Consider the following 15,914-nt stretch of genomic DNA (forward strand, 5'->3'; position numbering starts at 1 on the left):
CGCCCTGCACCGCCGCACCGCGCCCTGCCGCGCCCCGCACCGCCGCACCGCGCCCCGCACCGCCGCACCGCGCCCCGCCCGTCGTCCAGGCCAGGTCCCGGAGGCCCCATGCCCCGCAGCGAGACCGAGGTGATCCGCTCCCGCCGGGTGGTCCTGCCGGAGGGCGAGCGCCCGGCGGACGTACTGGTCCGGGACGGGCGGATCGCCCGGATCGCCGCACACGGCTCCCTCCCGGCCGGCGGCGGCCGGCTGACCGACCTCGGCGGCACCGCCCTGCTGCCGGGCCTGGTCGACACCCACGTGCACGTCAACGAGCCCGGCCGCACCGCGTGGGAGGGCTTCGCCACCGCCACCCGGGCCGCCGCGGCCGGCGGCGTCACCACCATCGTCGACATGCCGCTCAACTCGGTGCCCCCCACCACCACCCCCGCCGGTCTGGAGGCCAAGCGGAGGGCCGCCGACGGCCGGGCCTGGGTGGACCTCGGCTTCTGGGGCGGCGCCGTGCCCGGCAACCTCGCCGATCTCGAACCCCTGCACCGTGCGGGCGTGTTCGGCTTCAAGTCGTTCCTCGCGCCGAGCGGCGTCGAGGAGTTCCCGCACCTGGAGCCGACCGCGCTGGAGGCCGCGCTCGCCGAGCAGGCCAGGCTCGGGGCGCTGGCCGTCGTCCACGCCGAGGACCCGGCCGTGCTGGCCGCCGCCCCGCAGCGCGCCGGCGTCCGCTACCGGGACTTCCTCGCCTCCCGCCCGCCCGGCGCGGAGACCGCCGCCGTCGCCCGGCTGCTGGCGGCGGCCCGCCGCACCGGCGCCCGGGTGCACGTGCTGCACGTCTCCTCGGCGGCGGTGCTGCCGCTGCTGCGCCGGGCCCGCGCGCAGGGCGTCGAGGTCACCGCCGAGACCTGCCCGCACTACCTCGCGCTGGCCGCCGAGCACGTCCCGGACGGCGCCACCGCGTTCAAGTGCTGCCCGCCGATCCGCGACGAGGCCAACCGCGAGGCGCTCTGGACGGCCCTGGCGGCGGGGGAGTTCACGGCCGTGGTCTCCGACCACTCCCCGTCCGTCCCCGGGCTGAAGCTGCTGCCCGAGCACGGCGGCAGCGGCGACTTCGCGGCGGCCTGGGGCGGCATCTCCTCCCTCCAGCTCGGCCTGCCGGCGGTCTGGACCGAGGCCCGTGGACGCGGCCACACCCTCGCCGACCTGGCGGGGTGGATGTCCGCGGGGCCCGCCCGGCTGGCCGGTCTCGACGGGCGGAAGGGGGCCGTCGCGGTCGGCCGCGACGCCGATCTGGTCGCCTTCGACCCGGACGGCGCGTTCACCGTCCACGCCGCCGGACTGCACCACCGCCACCCGGTCACCCCCTACGCGGGCCGCACGCTCACCGGAACCGTGCGCACCACCTGGCTGCGCGGGCGGGTGGTGGACGTCGGCGGCGAGCCCTCCGGCGTCCAGCTGCTGCGCCCCGGCTGACCCCCCGGCCACGCCTCCCGGGGCGGCCGGCTCCGCCCCGGCGGTGACGCACTGGTGAGCGAGTCCGGCGGGCCGGTCCGCCGCAAGGGGGTACGAGGGGGCGCGGTGAGGCATATGCCAGTCAAGTGCTCCACCGCATCTGACGGGGATTCCGGCGAAGGGGGCGATGGCGGTGTCCGGCGGTCGATAGGCTGGACCCTACCCGCCGGTCACGCCGCGCGGGGACATCGGAAGGGGACGACATGTCGACACCAGCCCCGGGCCGTCACGCCGTACCGGAGCAGGGCGTGCCCGGTTCGTTCACCTCCCTGCAGCAGGCCCTCAGACTGCTGGAGGCCGTCGACCGGCACCCGGGCGGTGCCACCCTGGTGGCCCTGGCGAGGGAGACGTCCCTGGGGCTGCCGACGGTCCGCCGGCTCGCGGAGATCCTGGAGACCGAGGGCTATCTGCTCTGCCAGGACGGCGGCTGGGTCTTCGGCGGGACCCTCGCGTTGCTCGGTCAGCACAACCGGGAGCAGCTGGTCCGCGCCCGGCTGGACAGCAAGCTCGCCGAGCTCCGCGACGAGTTGGGGGCCGCGGTGTACTTCGGCCGCTACCACGACGGGGAGTTGTCGGTCGAGGCGGTCTCGGCCTCCGAGCGCGCGCCGGCCGTGCAGGAGTGGGTGGACTTCCGGGCCACCGCGCACGCCAGCGCGATCGGCAAGTGTCTGCTCAGCCAGCTCGACCACGACGGCCGCCGGGACCACCTGTCCCGCCACCCGGTGGCCCGCCTCACCTCGCGCACGGTCACCGACACCGACCAGCTGATGCACCGTCTGGAGCGCCAGCCGGCCACCGTGCCGGTGCTGGACATCCAGGAGTACGCCCTCGGCACGGTCTGCGCGGCCGTGCCGGTGACCGCCGGCAGCACGGTCGGCTGCCTGGCCACCTCGATGCCGGTCGACAACGTGTACCGGCTGAAGGCGGCGGCCGAGGTGCTCGCGGCCCGCGCCGCGCCGCTGATGCTCGCGATGGCGGTCTGAGCGGTCCGGCCGGACCGCGCGCCCGCGCCCAGGGACCCCGCTCCGGCGGGGTCCTCGCGCTTTCCAGGGGCATCGTCCCGCCGCCGGCCCGGGCCGGGCGCGAGGGCGGGCCACTTATTAGACTCGATGTCGATAAGGGGGGCCGAAACCCTTGTGGCCGGGGCTACCCGCGAGTACGTTGTGCCGGGTCGAGCCGCCACCCGCAGGTCAGGAGGGCCCTCCCATGCCCAGCCCCACCCCCGTCCCCGCCCTCGCCGCGCCCGCCGCCCGGGTGCACGAGGGCCTCGTCCTGGAGCCCCGCGACGTCCGCTTCGACTGGGCGGACCTGCCGCTGCACTGGATCCCCGACGAGCCGATGGCCACCCACGTCATCAACGTCCTGCACCTGCTCCTGCCCGAGGGCGAGCGCTGGTTCGTCAAGGTCTTCAAAGAGGCCCTGCCGATGGTCCGCGACGAGCAACTGCGCGAGGAGGTCCTCGGGTTCATCGGCCAGGAGGCGATCCACGCCGAGGCGCACCAGGAAGTCCTCGACCACCTGCTCGGCCAGGGCCTCGACCCCCGGCCCTACGTGCGCCAGATCGCCTGGCTGTTCCAGCGCGTCCTCGGGGACAGGCCCGGCCTGCCGCCCGCCCGGCGGCGCGAGAACATCATCGAGCGGGTCGCCTTCGTCGCGGCGATCGAGCACTTCACCGCCTTCCTCGGCGACTGGGCGCTCAACTCCCCGGGCCTGGACCGCGCCAAGGCCGACCCGACGATGCTGGACCTGCTGCGCTGGCACGGCGCCGAGGAGGTCGAGCACCGCAGCGTCGCCTACGACCTGATGGTCCACCTCGATCCCGGCTACGCACGGCGGATCCGCGGCATGCTGGTCTCCGGCCCCCTGCTGGTCCACCTCTGGGTGCGCGGCGCCCGCTTCCTGCTCGCCGCCGACCCCACCCTCGACGGCCGGCTCAAGCCCACCTGGCGCGAGGCGGGCCGGATCGCCCGGCGCGGGCTGCTGCCCGACCCCGTCCGGTCGCTGCGCTCCGGCCTGCGCTACCTGCGGCCCGGCTACCACCCCACCCAGGAGGGCTCCTCCAGCCAGGCCCTCGGCTACCTCGCCACCTCCCCGGCCGCCCGCGCCGCCGCCGGCCGCTGACCGGCCCGGCCGCCGGCCCGCCGCCGGACCGCCCCGCCGCCCCAGGACCCGAGCCCGTACCACCCGAGCCCCCAAGGACCCCGCCGGATGGACCTGCGCACCCCGCCCCCCGACCTCTACGGCCGCCCCCGCGCCGACACCTTCCTCCGCTTCCTCACCGCGTTCGGCGACCGCTACAGCCCCGCCCTCGGCGGCCCGCTGCTGCGCCGCAACCCCCGGCGCCCCCCGGCCGCCCCCGTCCCGGCACTGGACCTGGTCGTCGCCGCCCGCCGCGCCGTCGCCGCCGACGCCGTCGAGCTGACCCTCGCCGCCCCCTCCGGCGGCCGCCTCCCGGCCTGGCAGCCCGGCGCCCACCTGCGCCTCACCCTCCCCTCCGGCCGCGAACGCCACTACTCGCTCTGCGGCGACCCCGCCGACCGTGCCGCCTACCGGATCGCGGTGCGCCGCCTGCCCGACGGGGGCGGCGGCTCCGTCGAGATCCACGACACCGTCGGGCCCGGCACCCGCCTCACCGCCCGCCGCCCGCGCAACGGCTTCGCCTTCTGCGCCGAGCCGGCCGTGCTGCTGCTGGCCGGCGGCATCGGCATCACCCCGCTGCTCCCGATGGTGCGCGAGGCCCGCCGGCACGGCCTGGACTGGCGGCTGGTCCACACCGGCCGCGGCGCCGGCACCCTCCCGTTCGCCGCCGAGCTGCGCGCCCTCGACCCGGACCGGGTCCACCTGCGCACCGACGACGAGCACGGCGGCCCGCCCACCGGTGCCGAACTGCTCGCCCACGCCCCGCGCGGCGCCGCCGTCTACTGCTGCGGCCCCGCCCCGATGCTGGCCGCCGTGCAGCAGGCGCTGGATGCCTCGCCCGCCGCCTCCCTGCACGTCGAACGCTTCGGCGCCGCCCCGGTCACCGACGGCGAGCCGTTCACCGTCCGCCTCGGCGTCGACGGCCCCGACCTCGCCGTCCCCGCCGACCGCTCCGCCCTGGACGTGCTCCGCGAGGCCCGCCCCGACCTCGCGTACTCCTGCACGCAGGGCTTCTGTGGCACCTGCGAGGTCCGGCTGCTGGCCGGCACCGCCGACCACCGCGACCGCCGCCTCACCCCCGGGCAGCGCGCCGCCGGCGCCCTGCTGCCCTGCGTCTCCCGCGCCGCCGAGGGCGAGACCCTCGTGCTGGACCTCTAGAAGGAGAGCCCCGCCGTGCCGCGCACCCCCGCCTTCCCGTTCACCGAGCGCGACCTCGCCCGCTTCCGGGAGACCCAGCAGCTCGCCTACGACTGCGCCGAACAGGTCGCCGCCTGGATCGAACCCGGCGTCACCGAGCGCCAGGCCACCGCCGAACTGCGCCGCCGCCTGGTCGCCGCCGGCGTGCAGGACTTCTTCCACGTCCCCTTCGCGTGGTTCGGCGACCGGACGGCGTTCCGTCACTTCCACACCCCGCTGCAGTTCTTCGCCGGCAACCGCCGCCTCCAGGAGGGCATGCCGTACGTGCTGGACTGCGCGCCCGTGGTCGACGGCTACACCGCGGACATCGGCTACGGCGGCAAGGTCGGCGAGAACCGCGTCTGGGACCGCCTCGCCGCCGACCTGCGGGTCTACCGCGAACTGATCCTCGCCGAGGTCCGCGCCCGCAAGCCGCTCTCCGAGGTCTACGCGGCCGTCGACGCACAGATCGAGGCGCACGGCTACGACAACCGCCACCGGGTCTACCCGGGCCGGGTGATCGGCCATCAGGTCACCCGGACGACGGCGCGCGGCCCCGCGGGGGTGAATCTGTTCGGCTTCGGCGTGCGCACCCTGCAGACGCTCGGCCGCGAACTCATCAGCGAGCGCCTGCACGGCCGCTCCCCGCTCTGGGCGGACGGCCGCTCCTCCCGGCACGCGCCCACCCCCGGCCTGTGGGCGGTGGAGCCGCACATCGGGTTCCGCGACACCGGCATCAAGTTCGAGGAACTGCTGGTGGTCACGGAGGACGACGCCTACTGGCTGGACGACGACCTCCCGCACGTCCGCCGCTGGCAGAATGCCCACGCACTGACGACCGGCCAGGAGGCGACCCGATGAGCACCCCCACCCGCCGCCGCACGGTCCACTCCGGAGGCCTGCCGCTCGCCGTCCACGAGCAGGGCGACCCGACCGCGCCCACCGTCCTGCTGGTCCACGGCTACCCCGACACCCACGCCGTCTGGGACGACGTCGCCGCCGACCTCGCCCGCGACCACCACGTGGTCCGCTACGACGTGCGCGGCGCCGGCGCCTCCGGCGTCCCCGCCGACCGCTCCGGCTACCGCCTCGAACAGCTCGCCGCCGACCTGTTCGCCGTCGCCGACGCGGTCAGCCCCGACCGCCCGGTGCACCTCGTCGCCCACGACTGGGGCTCGCTGCAGTCCTGGGAGGCCGTCACCGCCCCCGGGGCCGAACGCCGCCTCGCCTCCTTCACCACCCTCTCCGGCCCCTGCCTCGACCACGTGGGCTTCTGGCTGCGCGAGCGCCTGCGCCGCCCCACCCCGCGCCACCTGAAGCAGCTGCTCGCCCAGACCCTCGACTCCTGGTACATCACCGCCTTCCACCTGCCCTTCCTCGCCCCCGGCGTCTGGCGGCTCGGTCTCGCCCGCGCCTGGCCCCGGCTGCTGCACGGGCTGGAGGGCATCACCCCGCGCCCCGGCCACCCGCAGCCGAGCCTGCGGCGCGACGCGGTGCGCGGCATCGAGCTCTACCGGGCCAACATGCGCCCGGTCCTGCGCGACCCGCGCGAACGCCCCACCGAGGTGCCGGTCCAGGTGATCACCCTCACCGAGGACCGCTTCGTCGGGGGCCACCTCACCGAGGGCCTGGAGCGCTGGGCGCCCAGGCTGACCCGCCGCACCCTGCGCGCCACCCACTGGTCCGCGCTGCTGGAGAAGGGAACCACCGTGGCAGGAATGGTCCGCGAACACATCACCCGCGCCGAGGCCGGCGCGGCCGCGCCCGGCGCTCCCGGGCCCGGGGACGGCCGGCTGGTCGTCATCACCGGCGGCGGCAGCGGCATCGGCCGGGCCACCGCGCTCGCCTTCGCCGAGGAGGGCGCCCGGGTGGTGGTCTGCGACCTCGACCTCGACGCGGCCCGCCGCACCGCCGAGCTGGCCGGGCTGCTCGGCCCGGCCGCGTACGCCTACCGGGTCGACGTCGGCGACGGCGCCGCGGTCGATGCCTTCGCCCAGCAGGTCGCCGCCGAGCACGGGGTGCCGGACGTGGTCGTCAACAACGCGGGCATCGGTCACTCCGGCACCTTCCTGGAGACCACCGAGAAGGAGTGGCAGCGGGTCCTGGACGTCAACCTCTGGGGCGTCATCCACGGCTGCCGGGCCTTCGGCGCCCTGATGGCCGAGCGCGACGAGGGCGGCCACATCGTCAACCTCGCCTCCGCGGCCGCCTACCTGCCGTCCAAGGCGCTCACCGCCTACGCCACCAGCAAGGCCGCGGTGTTCATGCTCTCCGACTGCCTGCGCGCCGAACTCGCCGGCCACGGCATCGGGGTGTCCACCATCTGCCCCGGCATCGTCAACACCAACATCACCCGCACCTCCACCTTCTCCGCCACCACCGCCGACGAACAGGCCGCCAAGCAGGCCCGCGCCGCCCGCCTCTACGCCCGCCGGGGCTTCCCGCCGGAGAAGGTCGCCGCCGCCATCCTCGCCGCGGTGCGCACCGGGAAGGCCGTCGTCCCCGTCACCCCCGAGGCCAAGGCCGCCCGCTTCCTCAGCCGCCTCGCCCCCGGCCTCCTCCGCCTCGCCGCCCGCCTCAACGTCACCTGAGACCGGCCGGGTCGCACGGTGACGCTGTGCGACCCGGGACCTTCACAGGTCGAAGGGCAGGATGCGAAAGGACTTGTGCAGGGTGAGAGGTCGGACCGCCCGGAAATCGCGTTGATCGAGCGTCAGGATCGCGTCGGTTCCGTACCTCGCGGCGAGCGCGATGTTGACGGCGTCGGTGAGGTCCAGGCGAAGATCCCGATGACGAATGCGAACGTCCTGCGCGGTCGCCAGGGTGTCTCCGGTGATCTCGGGCATCACCGCGCGCCCTGACCGCACCCGTCGCCCGACGTCGTTCACCGCGTCGAGGGCCGCGTCGAATCCCAGGATCCGCCGGGCCAGGTGGTCGAGCTCGCTCAGCAGCACGGGAGAGATCACCAGGAGGCCCGAGCCGTCCAGGACCTCGCGTGCGGCGGGGCCGGTCGGGTGACTCTCGTCGAGGGCCGCGAGGAGGCCGGACGTGTCCGCCACCACAACGATCACGCGGCGCCCTGCTCCCGCCCGGGTGAGGCGGCGGCGTGCTTCGTCCGCTCGTACGCCGCCGCCTGCTCGGCCCAGACGTCGTCCTCGGTGGCCTCGCCGATCGGCTTGTAGGTCCGGCTGAAGAACGGTTCGTCCCAGGTGCGCCGGGACATGGCGGCGAGATGGACGCCCTCCCGGATGATCTCCGCCTCCGCTATCCCTTCACGGGCCGCAGCCTCCTTGATCACGGCGAGGTCTTCGGCTTCGACATAGACGGTCGTGCGCTTGAGAGCCATATGCGTATGGTACCGACGCCATACGTCAGCCGGCCTTGATCCGTTTCCGAATCCCGACAGGAGGTGTCGGGATTCCGGGGGAGCATCGGGGGTGACGGGTGGAGACACCACCGGTCACGAGGAAGGGCGAGGGATGACGGAGCAGCCGCTGAAGGGCAAGGTCGCGCTGGTCGCGGGAGCGACGCGCGGGGCCGGGCGGGGGATCGCGGTGGCGCTGGGCGCCGCCGGGGCGACGGTGTACGGGACGGGGCGCAGCGCCGGGGGACACCGGGGCGACTACGGGCGCCCGGAGACCCTGGAGGAGACGGCGGCGCTGGTGACGGCGGCCGGCGGGCACGGCATCGCGGTGCGTGCCGACCACCTGGTGCCCGGCGAGGTGGCGGCGGTGGCCGCGCGGATCGAGGCCGAGCAGGGCGGGCTGGACATCCTGGTGAACGACATCTGGGGCGGTGAGCAGCTGTTCGCGTGGGACCTCCCGGTCTGGGAGCACGACCTCGACAAGGGGCTGCGGCTGCTGCGGCTGGCCGTCGAGACGCACGCGATCACCAGCCACCACCTGCTGCCCCTGCTGCTGCGCCGCCCCGGCGGGCTGGTGGTGGAGATGACGGACGGCACCGCCGAGTACAACGCCACCCGTTACCGCAACTCCTTCTTCTACGACGTCGCCAAGGCGGCCGTGCTGCGGATGGCGTTCGCGCTGGGGCACGAGCTGGGTCCGCGCGGGGCGACGGCGGTGGCGCTGACGCCCGGGTGGATGCGCTCGGAGATGATGCTGGAGCACTTCGGCGTCACCGAGGAGACCTGGCGCGAGGCGACGGCGGCCGAGCCGCAGTTCGGCATCTCGGAGTCCCCGCTGTACGTCGGCCGCGCGGTGGTGGCGCTGGCCGCCGACCCCGGGGTGGCGCGGTTCAACGGCACCTCGCTCTCCAGCGGCGCCCTGGCCGCGGAGTACGGCTTCACCGACCTGGACGGCAGCCGCCCGGACGCCTTCCGCTACCTGGTGGACGTCGAGGGCGCGGACGGCCCGGTGGACCCGGCCGGCTACCGCTGAGGCGGGCCGTAGAGGGCGGCGGCGCGGGCCGCCGCCCCGGCCAGCCGCTGCCGCAGCGCCGGCGGGTCGAGCACCTCGGCCTCCGGTCCGAGCCGCAGCAGCTCCTCGTAGCCGACGTCCAGGGACTCGACGGGGAGCCGGACGGTCACCCACCCGTGTCCGTCCGGCTCCCCGGCGCCGTCGAGCGCCTCCCGGACGGCGACCGGTTCGAGCAGGTGCGGCAGGCGATCGACGCCGTGTGGGCTGAGCCGCACGGTCACCCGCTCGCGCAGCAGCGAACGGGCGAACCCGGCGGCCTTGGCGTCCCAGAACGCCGCGAGGTCGAACGCCTCGTCGCGTTCGAACGGCCGGTCGGCCAGCGGCTCGGCGGCGGCCAGCCGGTCGACCCGGTAGACGCGGTGCGGCACCGCCGGGCCGTCGTCCGGACCGCTGCCGGGGCCGCTGCCGGGGCCGCTTCCGGGGACCTCGGCGGGGCCCTGGGCCGGGCCGTCCTCGTCCGGCCGGGCGACCAGGTACCAGGTGCCCGCCTTCAGCACCAGCCCGTACGGCCGCAGCACCCGCTCGACCGGGCCGGCGCCGGGGTCCGCCCCGGGGCGCCGCCGGTACTGGACCCGCAGCAGCCGCCCGCCCCAGACCGCCCGCGCGACCTCGGCCAGCAGCGGCGGCACGGGCGCGTCGCGGAACCACCCGGGCGCGTCCAGGTGGAACCGCCGGGCCCCGGCGGCCGGGGCGCCGCCCAGCTCGCCGGCGACCTTGAGCCGGGCGGCCAGCGCCGGGTCGGCGAGACCCATGTCCCCGAGCGGCCCGGGCAGTCCGGCCAGCAGCAGCACCTCCGCCTCGGCGCGGTCGAGGCCGGTCAGCCGGGTGCGGTAGCCGTCGAGCAGCCGGTAGCCGCCGGCCCGCCCCCGGTCGGCGTACACGGGGACGCCGGCCTCGGCCAGGGCCAGCACGTCGCGCTGCACGGTGCGCTCGGAGACCTCCAGCTCGGCGGCCAGTTCGGCCCCGGTCATGCTGCGGCGCGCCTGGAGCAGCAGGAGCAGTGAGATCGCCCGTGCGGTGCGCATCGGCGGGCCGTCCTCCCGTTCGGGGCCGGGGCGCGCCCGGCCGGTCCAGCACCGATCATGGAGGGCCGGGGGGTGTTCCGGCCCACGCGCCCACCACCGGACCCGAGGAGACCCGATGGCCACCGGCACCGTGCAGTCCTACCACGCGAACCACGGGTACGGCCTGATCACCCCCGACGACGACGGGCCGCCGCTGTACGTGTACTACGACTCGATCCTGACGGCGGGGGGCGAGGAGCGGGTGCTGACCGAGGGCCAGCGGGTGGAGTACGACCAGACCCGGCAGGAGGGCCGCCGGGTCGCCGAGCGGGTCCGGCGGCTGGCCTGACCCTGCCGGCCCCGGGAAGGCGCAGGCGGAAGGCCGGTTCCGGCCGGCGTTCCGTGCCCCCGTACGATGAGGATCCATGGAAATGACGACCGCCCTCTGGTCCTTCGCCCTCGTCGTGGGGCTGCTGACCCTCACCCCCGGGCTGGACACCGCCCTGATCCTGCGGACGTCCGCCCTCGGCCACCGGCGGCAGGCCTGGGGCGTGGTGCTGGGCATCCAGAGCGGCACGCTGCTCTGGGGGACGTTCACCTCGGCCGGGGTGACGGCGCTGCTCACCGCCTCGCGGGTCGGCTACGAGGTGCTGCGCTGGGCGGGCGCCGCGTACCTGGTGTGGATGGGGATCGGGATGATCCGCGCCCGGGTCGGGGGCGGCGACGAGGAGCAGCCGGAGCCGGGAGCGGACGGGGAGAAGGCGGCCCCGGCGGGCGGCCTGGCGGCCGGCTGGCGGCGCGGTCTGCTGACCAATCTGCTCAACCCCAAGGTGGGCGTCTTCTACGTGGCGATGCTGCCGCAGTTCATCCCGGCGGGGGCGCCGCACTTCGCCGCCGGGGTGGCGCTGACCTGCGTGCACGTGGCGGAGGGGCTGCTCTGGTCGCTGGTGCTGGTGGGCTTCGCCCGGGCACTGCGCGGCTGGCTGCGCCGGCCGGCGGCGCGCCGGGCGATGGACCGGGTGACCGGTGTGGTGGTGGTCGGGTTCGGCCTGAAGCTGGCGGTCTCCGACTGACGGAGCGGCGGGGCTCAGCGGCCCAGCCGCTTCAGACCCTCGTTCAGCTGCTCCGGGTCCATGCAGATGTGCAGGTCGATGTGGGCGTTGAACTCCAGCCAGAACGGCTCGCAGATCCTGACGACGGCGGCCTCGTCGGGGACGTCCACCACGATGATCTGGCAGCGCCGGCCGTTGCGGGGGAAGGCGTAGGCGGCCTCGGGCTTCAGGTCGGCCATGATCCGGTCGAACGTCGCCGCGACGGCGCCGTCCGCGACGGCCCGGTTGGCCGTCTGGGTGTCGAGTTCGATCTCCAGCAACGCGCGCATGGCGGTGCCCCTTTCCCGGGCTCGGATGAGTCCTCGTCTCCAGCCTCCCGCCGCCGCGCGGGGGCCGCAATTCACCCGTTCGGCGGTACCGGGTTGGCTGCCGCGCGGATCCGCGGGCTGCACTGGAGGCGACCGGGCGGTGACGGGCCGTCGGCAGGCAGGCACAGGAGCCGCCCCATGGCGATCATCGCGGTGTTCGACCTCCCCGGGGTCACCCGGGAGCAGTACGAGGAGTCGGTCGACCGGCTGACCGGCGGCACCGGGCTGAACCGGCCCGAGGACTGGCCGGTGCGCGGTCTGCTGCTGCACGCGGCCGGTCCGCTGCCGGACGGCGGGGGCTGGCACGTCACCGACGTCTGGGAGTCCCGGGAGGCCTTCGAGCGCTTCGCGGCCGTGCTGCTGCCGATCCTGCGCGAGGTGGGCATGGCGACCGCCGCACCGATGATCTGCGAGGCCTACAACGTGGTGAGCTGAGCCCGGCCCGCCGTGGGGCGGTGCCCGGCGAGGCCGTGCGCCGCGCCGCCGGGGGCGCCGCCGTCCGCGAGGTCGTGGTGGATCGGCCCGTCCCCGGCGCTCAGCGGCAGGCACCCGCCGCCCCGCCGGTGGGCGACGATCTCGGCGGCGACCGACACGGCGGTCTCCTCGGGCGTGCGGGCGCCGAGGTCGAGGCCGATGGGGGAGCGCAGCCGGGCGAGTTCGGCCTCCGTCAGCCCGGCGGCGCGCAGCCCGGCCACGCGCTCGCGGTGGGTGCGGCGCGAGCCCATCGCGCCGACGAAGCCGAGCGGCCGGCGCAGCGCCCGTTCCAGCAGCGGGAGGTCGAACTTGGGGTCGTGGGTGAGCACGCACACCACCGTGCGCCCGTCCAGCCGGTCCAGCTGGGAGTCCAGGTAGCGGTGCGGCCAGTCGACGACCACCCGGTCGGCGTCGGGGAAGCGCCGTTCCGTGGCGAAGACCGGCCGGGCGTCGCAGACGGTGACGTGGTAGCCGAGGAACCGGCCGATCCGCACGACCGCCGCGGCGAAGTCGATCGCGCCGAACACCAGCATCCGGGGCGCGGGCACGTACGACTCGACGAACAGGGTGACGGTGCCCCGCGCGCGGTCGTCGCAGGGGTGCCCGTCGGGGCCGAGCACGAGCCGGCCGGTGCGGCCCGCGTCGAGCATGGCGCGCGCCTCGGCGACCACGGCCCGTTCCAGGGGCGTCGGCGGCGCGGCGGCGGGGGAGAGGGCGCCGTGGTGGGCGGCGGCCGTGACGGCGAGGGTCGCACCGAGCGGCCCCGCGCCCCCGGCGACGACCCGGGCGAGCGCCACGGGGGTGCCGGCGGCGATGAGCGCGAGGCCGGCGTCGAGCGCCGGAGCGGCGCCGGGGACGACCGGCTGGACGAGCACGTCCAGGATCCCGCCGCAGGTCAGGCCGACGGCGAAGGCGTCCTCGTCGCTGTAGCCGAACCGTTGGAGCACCGGTTCGCCGGAGGCGAGGGCGGCCCGGCACAGCTCGTAGACGGCCCCCTCCACGCAGCCGCCGGAGACGCTGCCGACGGCCTCGCCGTCCGCGTCGACGGCGAGCGCGGCGCCCGGCCCGCGCGGGGCGCTGCCGGTGACGCCGACGACGGTGGCCACGGCGAAGGGGCGGCCGGACGCGTGCCAGGCCAGCAGCTGCTCGGCGATGTCCTGCATGACGGGAGCTCCTTCGCGCTTTCGAGGGTAGGCGAACCGGGCCGCCGGGGGCACCGCCGCCGCAGGGAGAACGATCCCGTACGGCGGCGGGCACCCGCGAGGCCCGGCGCGTTCCCGCGCGGGCAGGGCCGCGGTGCGGCGGCCCCGCGGCCGGTCAGAGCGGCCCGGGCCGTTCGGTGGTCAGGTGCTCGGGCCGCACCGGGATCCGGTTCAGCGCCAGCCCGGTGGCGGCGCGCACGGCCGCCACGATGGACGGCGTGGCCGAGACGGTCGGCGCCTCGCCCGCCCCGCGCAGCCCGTACGGGGCGTGCGGGTCGGGCAGTTCGAGGAGCTCGACCGGGATCGGCGGGGTGTCCAGGACGGTCGGGACGAGGTAGTCGGTGAAGGAGGCGTTGCGCACCTCGCCGTCCCGCAGCAGGATCTCCTCCATCACCGCGAGCCCCAGCGCCTGGGTGCAGGCGCCCTGGATCTGGCCGACCACCGCCAGCGGGTTGAGCGCCCGGCCGACGTCCTGGACGGCGCTCAGCTCGACCACCCTGACCAGGCCCAGTTCGACGTCCACGTCGACCACCGCGCGGTTGGCGCAGAAGCTGTACTGGACGTGGCCCCGGCCCTGCCCGGTCTCCCGGTCGAAGGGGAAGGTCGGACGGTGGCGGTGGACCCGGGTCAGGTCGATCGGCTCGTCGCCGAGCAGGTCGGCGACGGCGGCCAGCGGGCCGTCCGCCGCGGAGACGACCGCGCCGCCGGCGAGCGCGAGGTCCCGCTGGGTCCAGCCGTGGCGGCGCCGGCCCCGTTCGATCAGCTCCCGCGCGACCGCCTCGGCGGCCAGCTTGACCGCGCCGCCCGTCATGTAGGTCTGCCGGGAGGCCGAGGTCGAACCGGCCGAGCCGATCCCGGTGGTGGCGGCCGGCTGGATGGTCACGTGTTCGACGCCCAGCTCGGTGCGGGCGATCTGCGCCTGCACGGTGACCCCGCCCTGGCCCACCTCGGCCATCGCGGTGTGCACCAGGGCGACCGGCTCGCCGCCGATCACCTCCAGCCGCACCCGCGCGGTGGAGTAGTCGTCGAAGCCCTCGGAGAAGCCGACGTTCTTGATGCCCACCGAGTAGCCGACGCCGCGCACCACGCCCTCGCCGTGGGTGGAGTTGGACAGCGCGCCGGGCAGCTCCCGCTGGTCGGGGCCGTCCGGGGCGAGCGGCGGCGGCAGCGGCATCTCCTTGACCCGCCGCAGCAGTTCGGCGACCGGCGCGGGCGCGTCGATCTCCTGGCCGGTGGGCATCCGGTCGCCCTGCCGGACGGCGTTGAGCTGCCGGAACTCCACCGGGTCCATGCCCAGTTCGGCGGCCAGCCGGTCCATCTGGCTCTCGTAGCCGAAGGCCGCCTGCACCGCGCCGAAGCCGCGCATCGCCCCGCAGGGAGGGTTGTTGCTGTACAGCGCGAGGGCGTGCATCCGGACGTTCGGGATCACGTAGGGGCCGTTGCCGAGCGAGGCCGCGTTGCCGACCACCGCCGGGGAGGTGGAGGTGTACGCGCCGCCGTCCAGCACGATCCGGGCGTCGGAGTAGACCAGCCGGCCGTCCCGGGTGGCGCCGTGCTCGTAGGTCATCCGCGCCGGGTGGCGGTGGACGTGGCCGAAGAACGACTCGTCCCGGGAGTAGACGATCTTGACCGGCCGGCCGGTGCGCAGGGCCAGCAGGCAGGCGTGGATCTGCATCGAGAGGTCCTCGCGGCCGCCGAACGCCCCGCCGACGCCGGCCAGGGTGAGCCGGACCTTCTCCTCCGGCAGCCCCAGCACCGGCGCCATCTGCCGCCGGTCCGCGTGCAGCCACTGGGTGGCGACGTAGAGGTCGACGCCGCCGTCCTCGGCCGGTACCGCCAGCCCGGACTCCGGGCCGAGGAAGGCCTGGTCCTGCATCCCCACCGCGTAGGTGCCGCGGACCACCACGTCGGCCCGCGCCCGCACCTCGTCGGTGACGCCGAGGCCGGAGACCACCCACTGCTCGTGGCAGACGTTGCCCCGGGCGTGCGACCGCTCCTCGCCCGGCTCGTGCACGTGGCCGTGGGTCTGCGGGTCGAGGCACTGCTCCTCGGTGACGATCGGGGTCAGCACCTCGTACGCGACCGCGATCCGTTTCGCCGCGCGCCGGGCGGTCTCGGGGTGGTCGGCGGCCACCAGGGCGATCGGCTCGCCGTGGTAGCGGACCCGGTCGACGGCCAGGGCCGGCTGGTCGGCGACGTCCAGTCCGTAGTACGGGGTGCCGGGGATGTCCTCGTGGGTGAGCACCGTCGCGACCCCGGGCACCGCGAGCGCGCCGGAGACGTCCACCGAGAGGATCGCGGCCCGGGGGTGGGGCGAGCGCAGCGCCGTGCCCCAGAGCATGTCCTCGTGCCACAGGTCGGAGGAGTAGGCGAACTCGCCGCGTGCCTTCAGCGCGCCGTCCGGGCGCAGCGGCGAGCCGCCGATGCCGTCCGGGCTGCTCTGCCGGAGGTCCTGGAGGCTCTTCTCCCCCCGCACGCCGCGGGCCGGCGCGGGCGCGGCGGCGGCCGGCGCCTCCGCGGTCCGGGCGCGTGCGGTCACGTTCCGGGCGTGCGCGTCCAT

16 protein-coding genes are annotated in these 15,914 nt (G+C 75.9%); 10 read left to right on the forward strand and 6 right to left on the reverse strand.

The features are described 5' to 3' along the window. Positions 1–108: 108 nt before the first annotated feature. The 6 genes from allB (at position 109) to ACF1AK_RS13255 (ending at position 7,409) form a co-directional block, all read left to right on the forward strand. Positions 109–1,464, forward strand: coding sequence for an allantoinase AllB (allB, locus tag ACF1AK_RS13230; protein WP_391498887.1), 1,356 nt, complete (start codon positions 109–111; stop codon positions 1,462–1,464). Between the two features lie 242 nt (positions 1,465–1,706). Then, entirely contained in the window at positions 1,707–2,486 is a 780-nt protein-coding gene (locus ACF1AK_RS13235; protein WP_391498888.1) for an IclR family transcriptional regulator, read from the forward strand. A 223-nt stretch (positions 2,487–2,709) separates the two neighbouring features. Beyond that, on the forward strand, positions 2,710–3,624 hold the full coding sequence (locus ACF1AK_RS13240; RefSeq protein WP_391498889.1) for a metal-dependent hydrolase: 915 nt from the start codon (positions 2,710–2,712) through the stop codon (positions 3,622–3,624). 87 nt (positions 3,625–3,711) lie between these two features. Beyond that, a complete protein-coding gene (locus ACF1AK_RS13245; RefSeq protein ID WP_391498890.1) occupies positions 3,712–4,800 on the forward strand; it encodes a PDR/VanB family oxidoreductase in 1,089 nt (362 codons plus the stop codon). A 15-nt stretch (positions 4,801–4,815) separates the two neighbouring features. After that, positions 4,816–5,679 (forward strand): M24 family metallopeptidase, encoded by an 864-nt coding sequence (locus tag ACF1AK_RS13250; protein WP_391498891.1) that lies wholly within the window; start codon positions 4,816–4,818, stop codon positions 5,677–5,679. After that, positions 5,676–7,409, forward strand: a complete 1,734-nt coding sequence (locus ACF1AK_RS13255; protein ID WP_391498892.1) for an SDR family oxidoreductase — start codon at positions 5,676–5,678, stop codon at positions 7,407–7,409. Before ACF1AK_RS13250 ends, ACF1AK_RS13255 begins: the two co-directional genes overlap by 4 nt. Before the next feature lie 42 nt (positions 7,410–7,451). On the opposite strand, the gene ACF1AK_RS13260 is transcribed toward ACF1AK_RS13255, so the two are convergent. Together ACF1AK_RS13260 and ACF1AK_RS13265 are read right to left on the reverse strand one after the other, a co-directional pair. Then, positions 7,452–7,889 carry a PIN domain-containing protein gene (locus ACF1AK_RS13260; protein ID WP_391498893.1) on the reverse strand — a complete coding sequence of 146 codons (438 nt, stop codon included), beginning with the start codon at positions 7,887–7,889 and terminating at the stop codon, positions 7,452–7,454. Further along, positions 7,886–8,164 (reverse strand): CopG family transcriptional regulator, encoded by a 279-nt coding sequence (locus ACF1AK_RS13265; protein ID WP_391498894.1) that lies wholly within the window; start codon positions 8,162–8,164, stop codon positions 7,886–7,888. The genes ACF1AK_RS13260 and ACF1AK_RS13265 overlap by 4 nt, the downstream gene beginning before the upstream one ends. A gap of 133 nt (positions 8,165–8,297) precedes the next feature. Here ACF1AK_RS13265 and ACF1AK_RS13270 point away from each other — a divergent pair, with 133 nt between their 5' ends. After that, entirely contained in the window at positions 8,298–9,215 is a 918-nt protein-coding gene (locus tag ACF1AK_RS13270) for an SDR family oxidoreductase (protein ID WP_391498895.1), read from the forward strand. Here the strand turns inward: ACF1AK_RS13270 and ACF1AK_RS13275 are convergent. Then, the gene (locus ACF1AK_RS13275) at positions 9,206–10,279 is read right to left on the reverse strand and encodes a helix-turn-helix transcriptional regulator (RefSeq protein WP_391498896.1); all 1,074 of its coding nucleotides are present in this window, start codon (positions 10,277–10,279) and stop codon (positions 9,206–9,208) included. The two genes, ACF1AK_RS13270 and ACF1AK_RS13275, sit on opposite strands and share 10 nt — an antisense overlap. 115 nt (positions 10,280–10,394) lie before the next feature. On the opposite strand from ACF1AK_RS13275, the gene ACF1AK_RS13280 reads away from it, so the two are divergent. Then, positions 10,395–10,607 (forward strand): cold-shock protein, encoded by a 213-nt coding sequence (locus ACF1AK_RS13280; protein ID WP_391498897.1) that lies wholly within the window; start codon positions 10,395–10,397, stop codon positions 10,605–10,607. A 76-nt stretch (positions 10,608–10,683) separates the two neighbouring features. Further along, a complete protein-coding gene (locus ACF1AK_RS13285) occupies positions 10,684–11,331 on the forward strand; it encodes a LysE family translocator (RefSeq protein ID WP_391498898.1) in 648 nt (215 codons plus the stop codon). 14 nt (positions 11,332–11,345) lie between these two features. Here ACF1AK_RS13285 and ACF1AK_RS13290 read toward each other — a convergent pair whose 3' ends face one another. Beyond that, positions 11,346–11,639 carry a hypothetical protein gene (locus tag ACF1AK_RS13290; RefSeq protein ID WP_391498899.1) on the reverse strand — a complete coding sequence of 98 codons (294 nt, stop codon included), beginning with the start codon at positions 11,637–11,639 and terminating at the stop codon, positions 11,346–11,348. Between the two features lie 177 nt (positions 11,640–11,816). On the opposite strand from ACF1AK_RS13290, the gene ACF1AK_RS13295 reads away from it, so the two are divergent. Further along, positions 11,817–12,113, forward strand: a complete 297-nt coding sequence (locus ACF1AK_RS13295) for a hypothetical protein (RefSeq protein ID WP_391498900.1) — start codon at positions 11,817–11,819, stop codon at positions 12,111–12,113. Here ACF1AK_RS13295 and ACF1AK_RS13300 read toward each other — a convergent pair. After that, on the reverse strand, positions 12,095–13,315 hold the full coding sequence (locus ACF1AK_RS13300) for an XdhC family protein (RefSeq protein ID WP_391498901.1): 1,221 nt from the start codon (positions 13,313–13,315) through the stop codon (positions 12,095–12,097). The genes ACF1AK_RS13295 and ACF1AK_RS13300 overlap by 19 nt on opposite strands. Positions 13,316–13,469: 154 nt before the next feature. Next, positions 13,470–15,914: a xanthine dehydrogenase subunit D gene (gene pucD, locus ACF1AK_RS13305; RefSeq protein WP_391498902.1), complete on the reverse strand. Its 2,445-nt coding sequence runs from the start codon at positions 15,912–15,914 to the stop codon at positions 13,470–13,472.

The sequence above is a fragment of the Kitasatospora sp. NPDC015120 genome, assembly GCF_043080305.1.
GTDB lineage: Bacteria > Actinomycetota > Actinomycetes > Streptomycetales > Streptomycetaceae > Kitasatospora.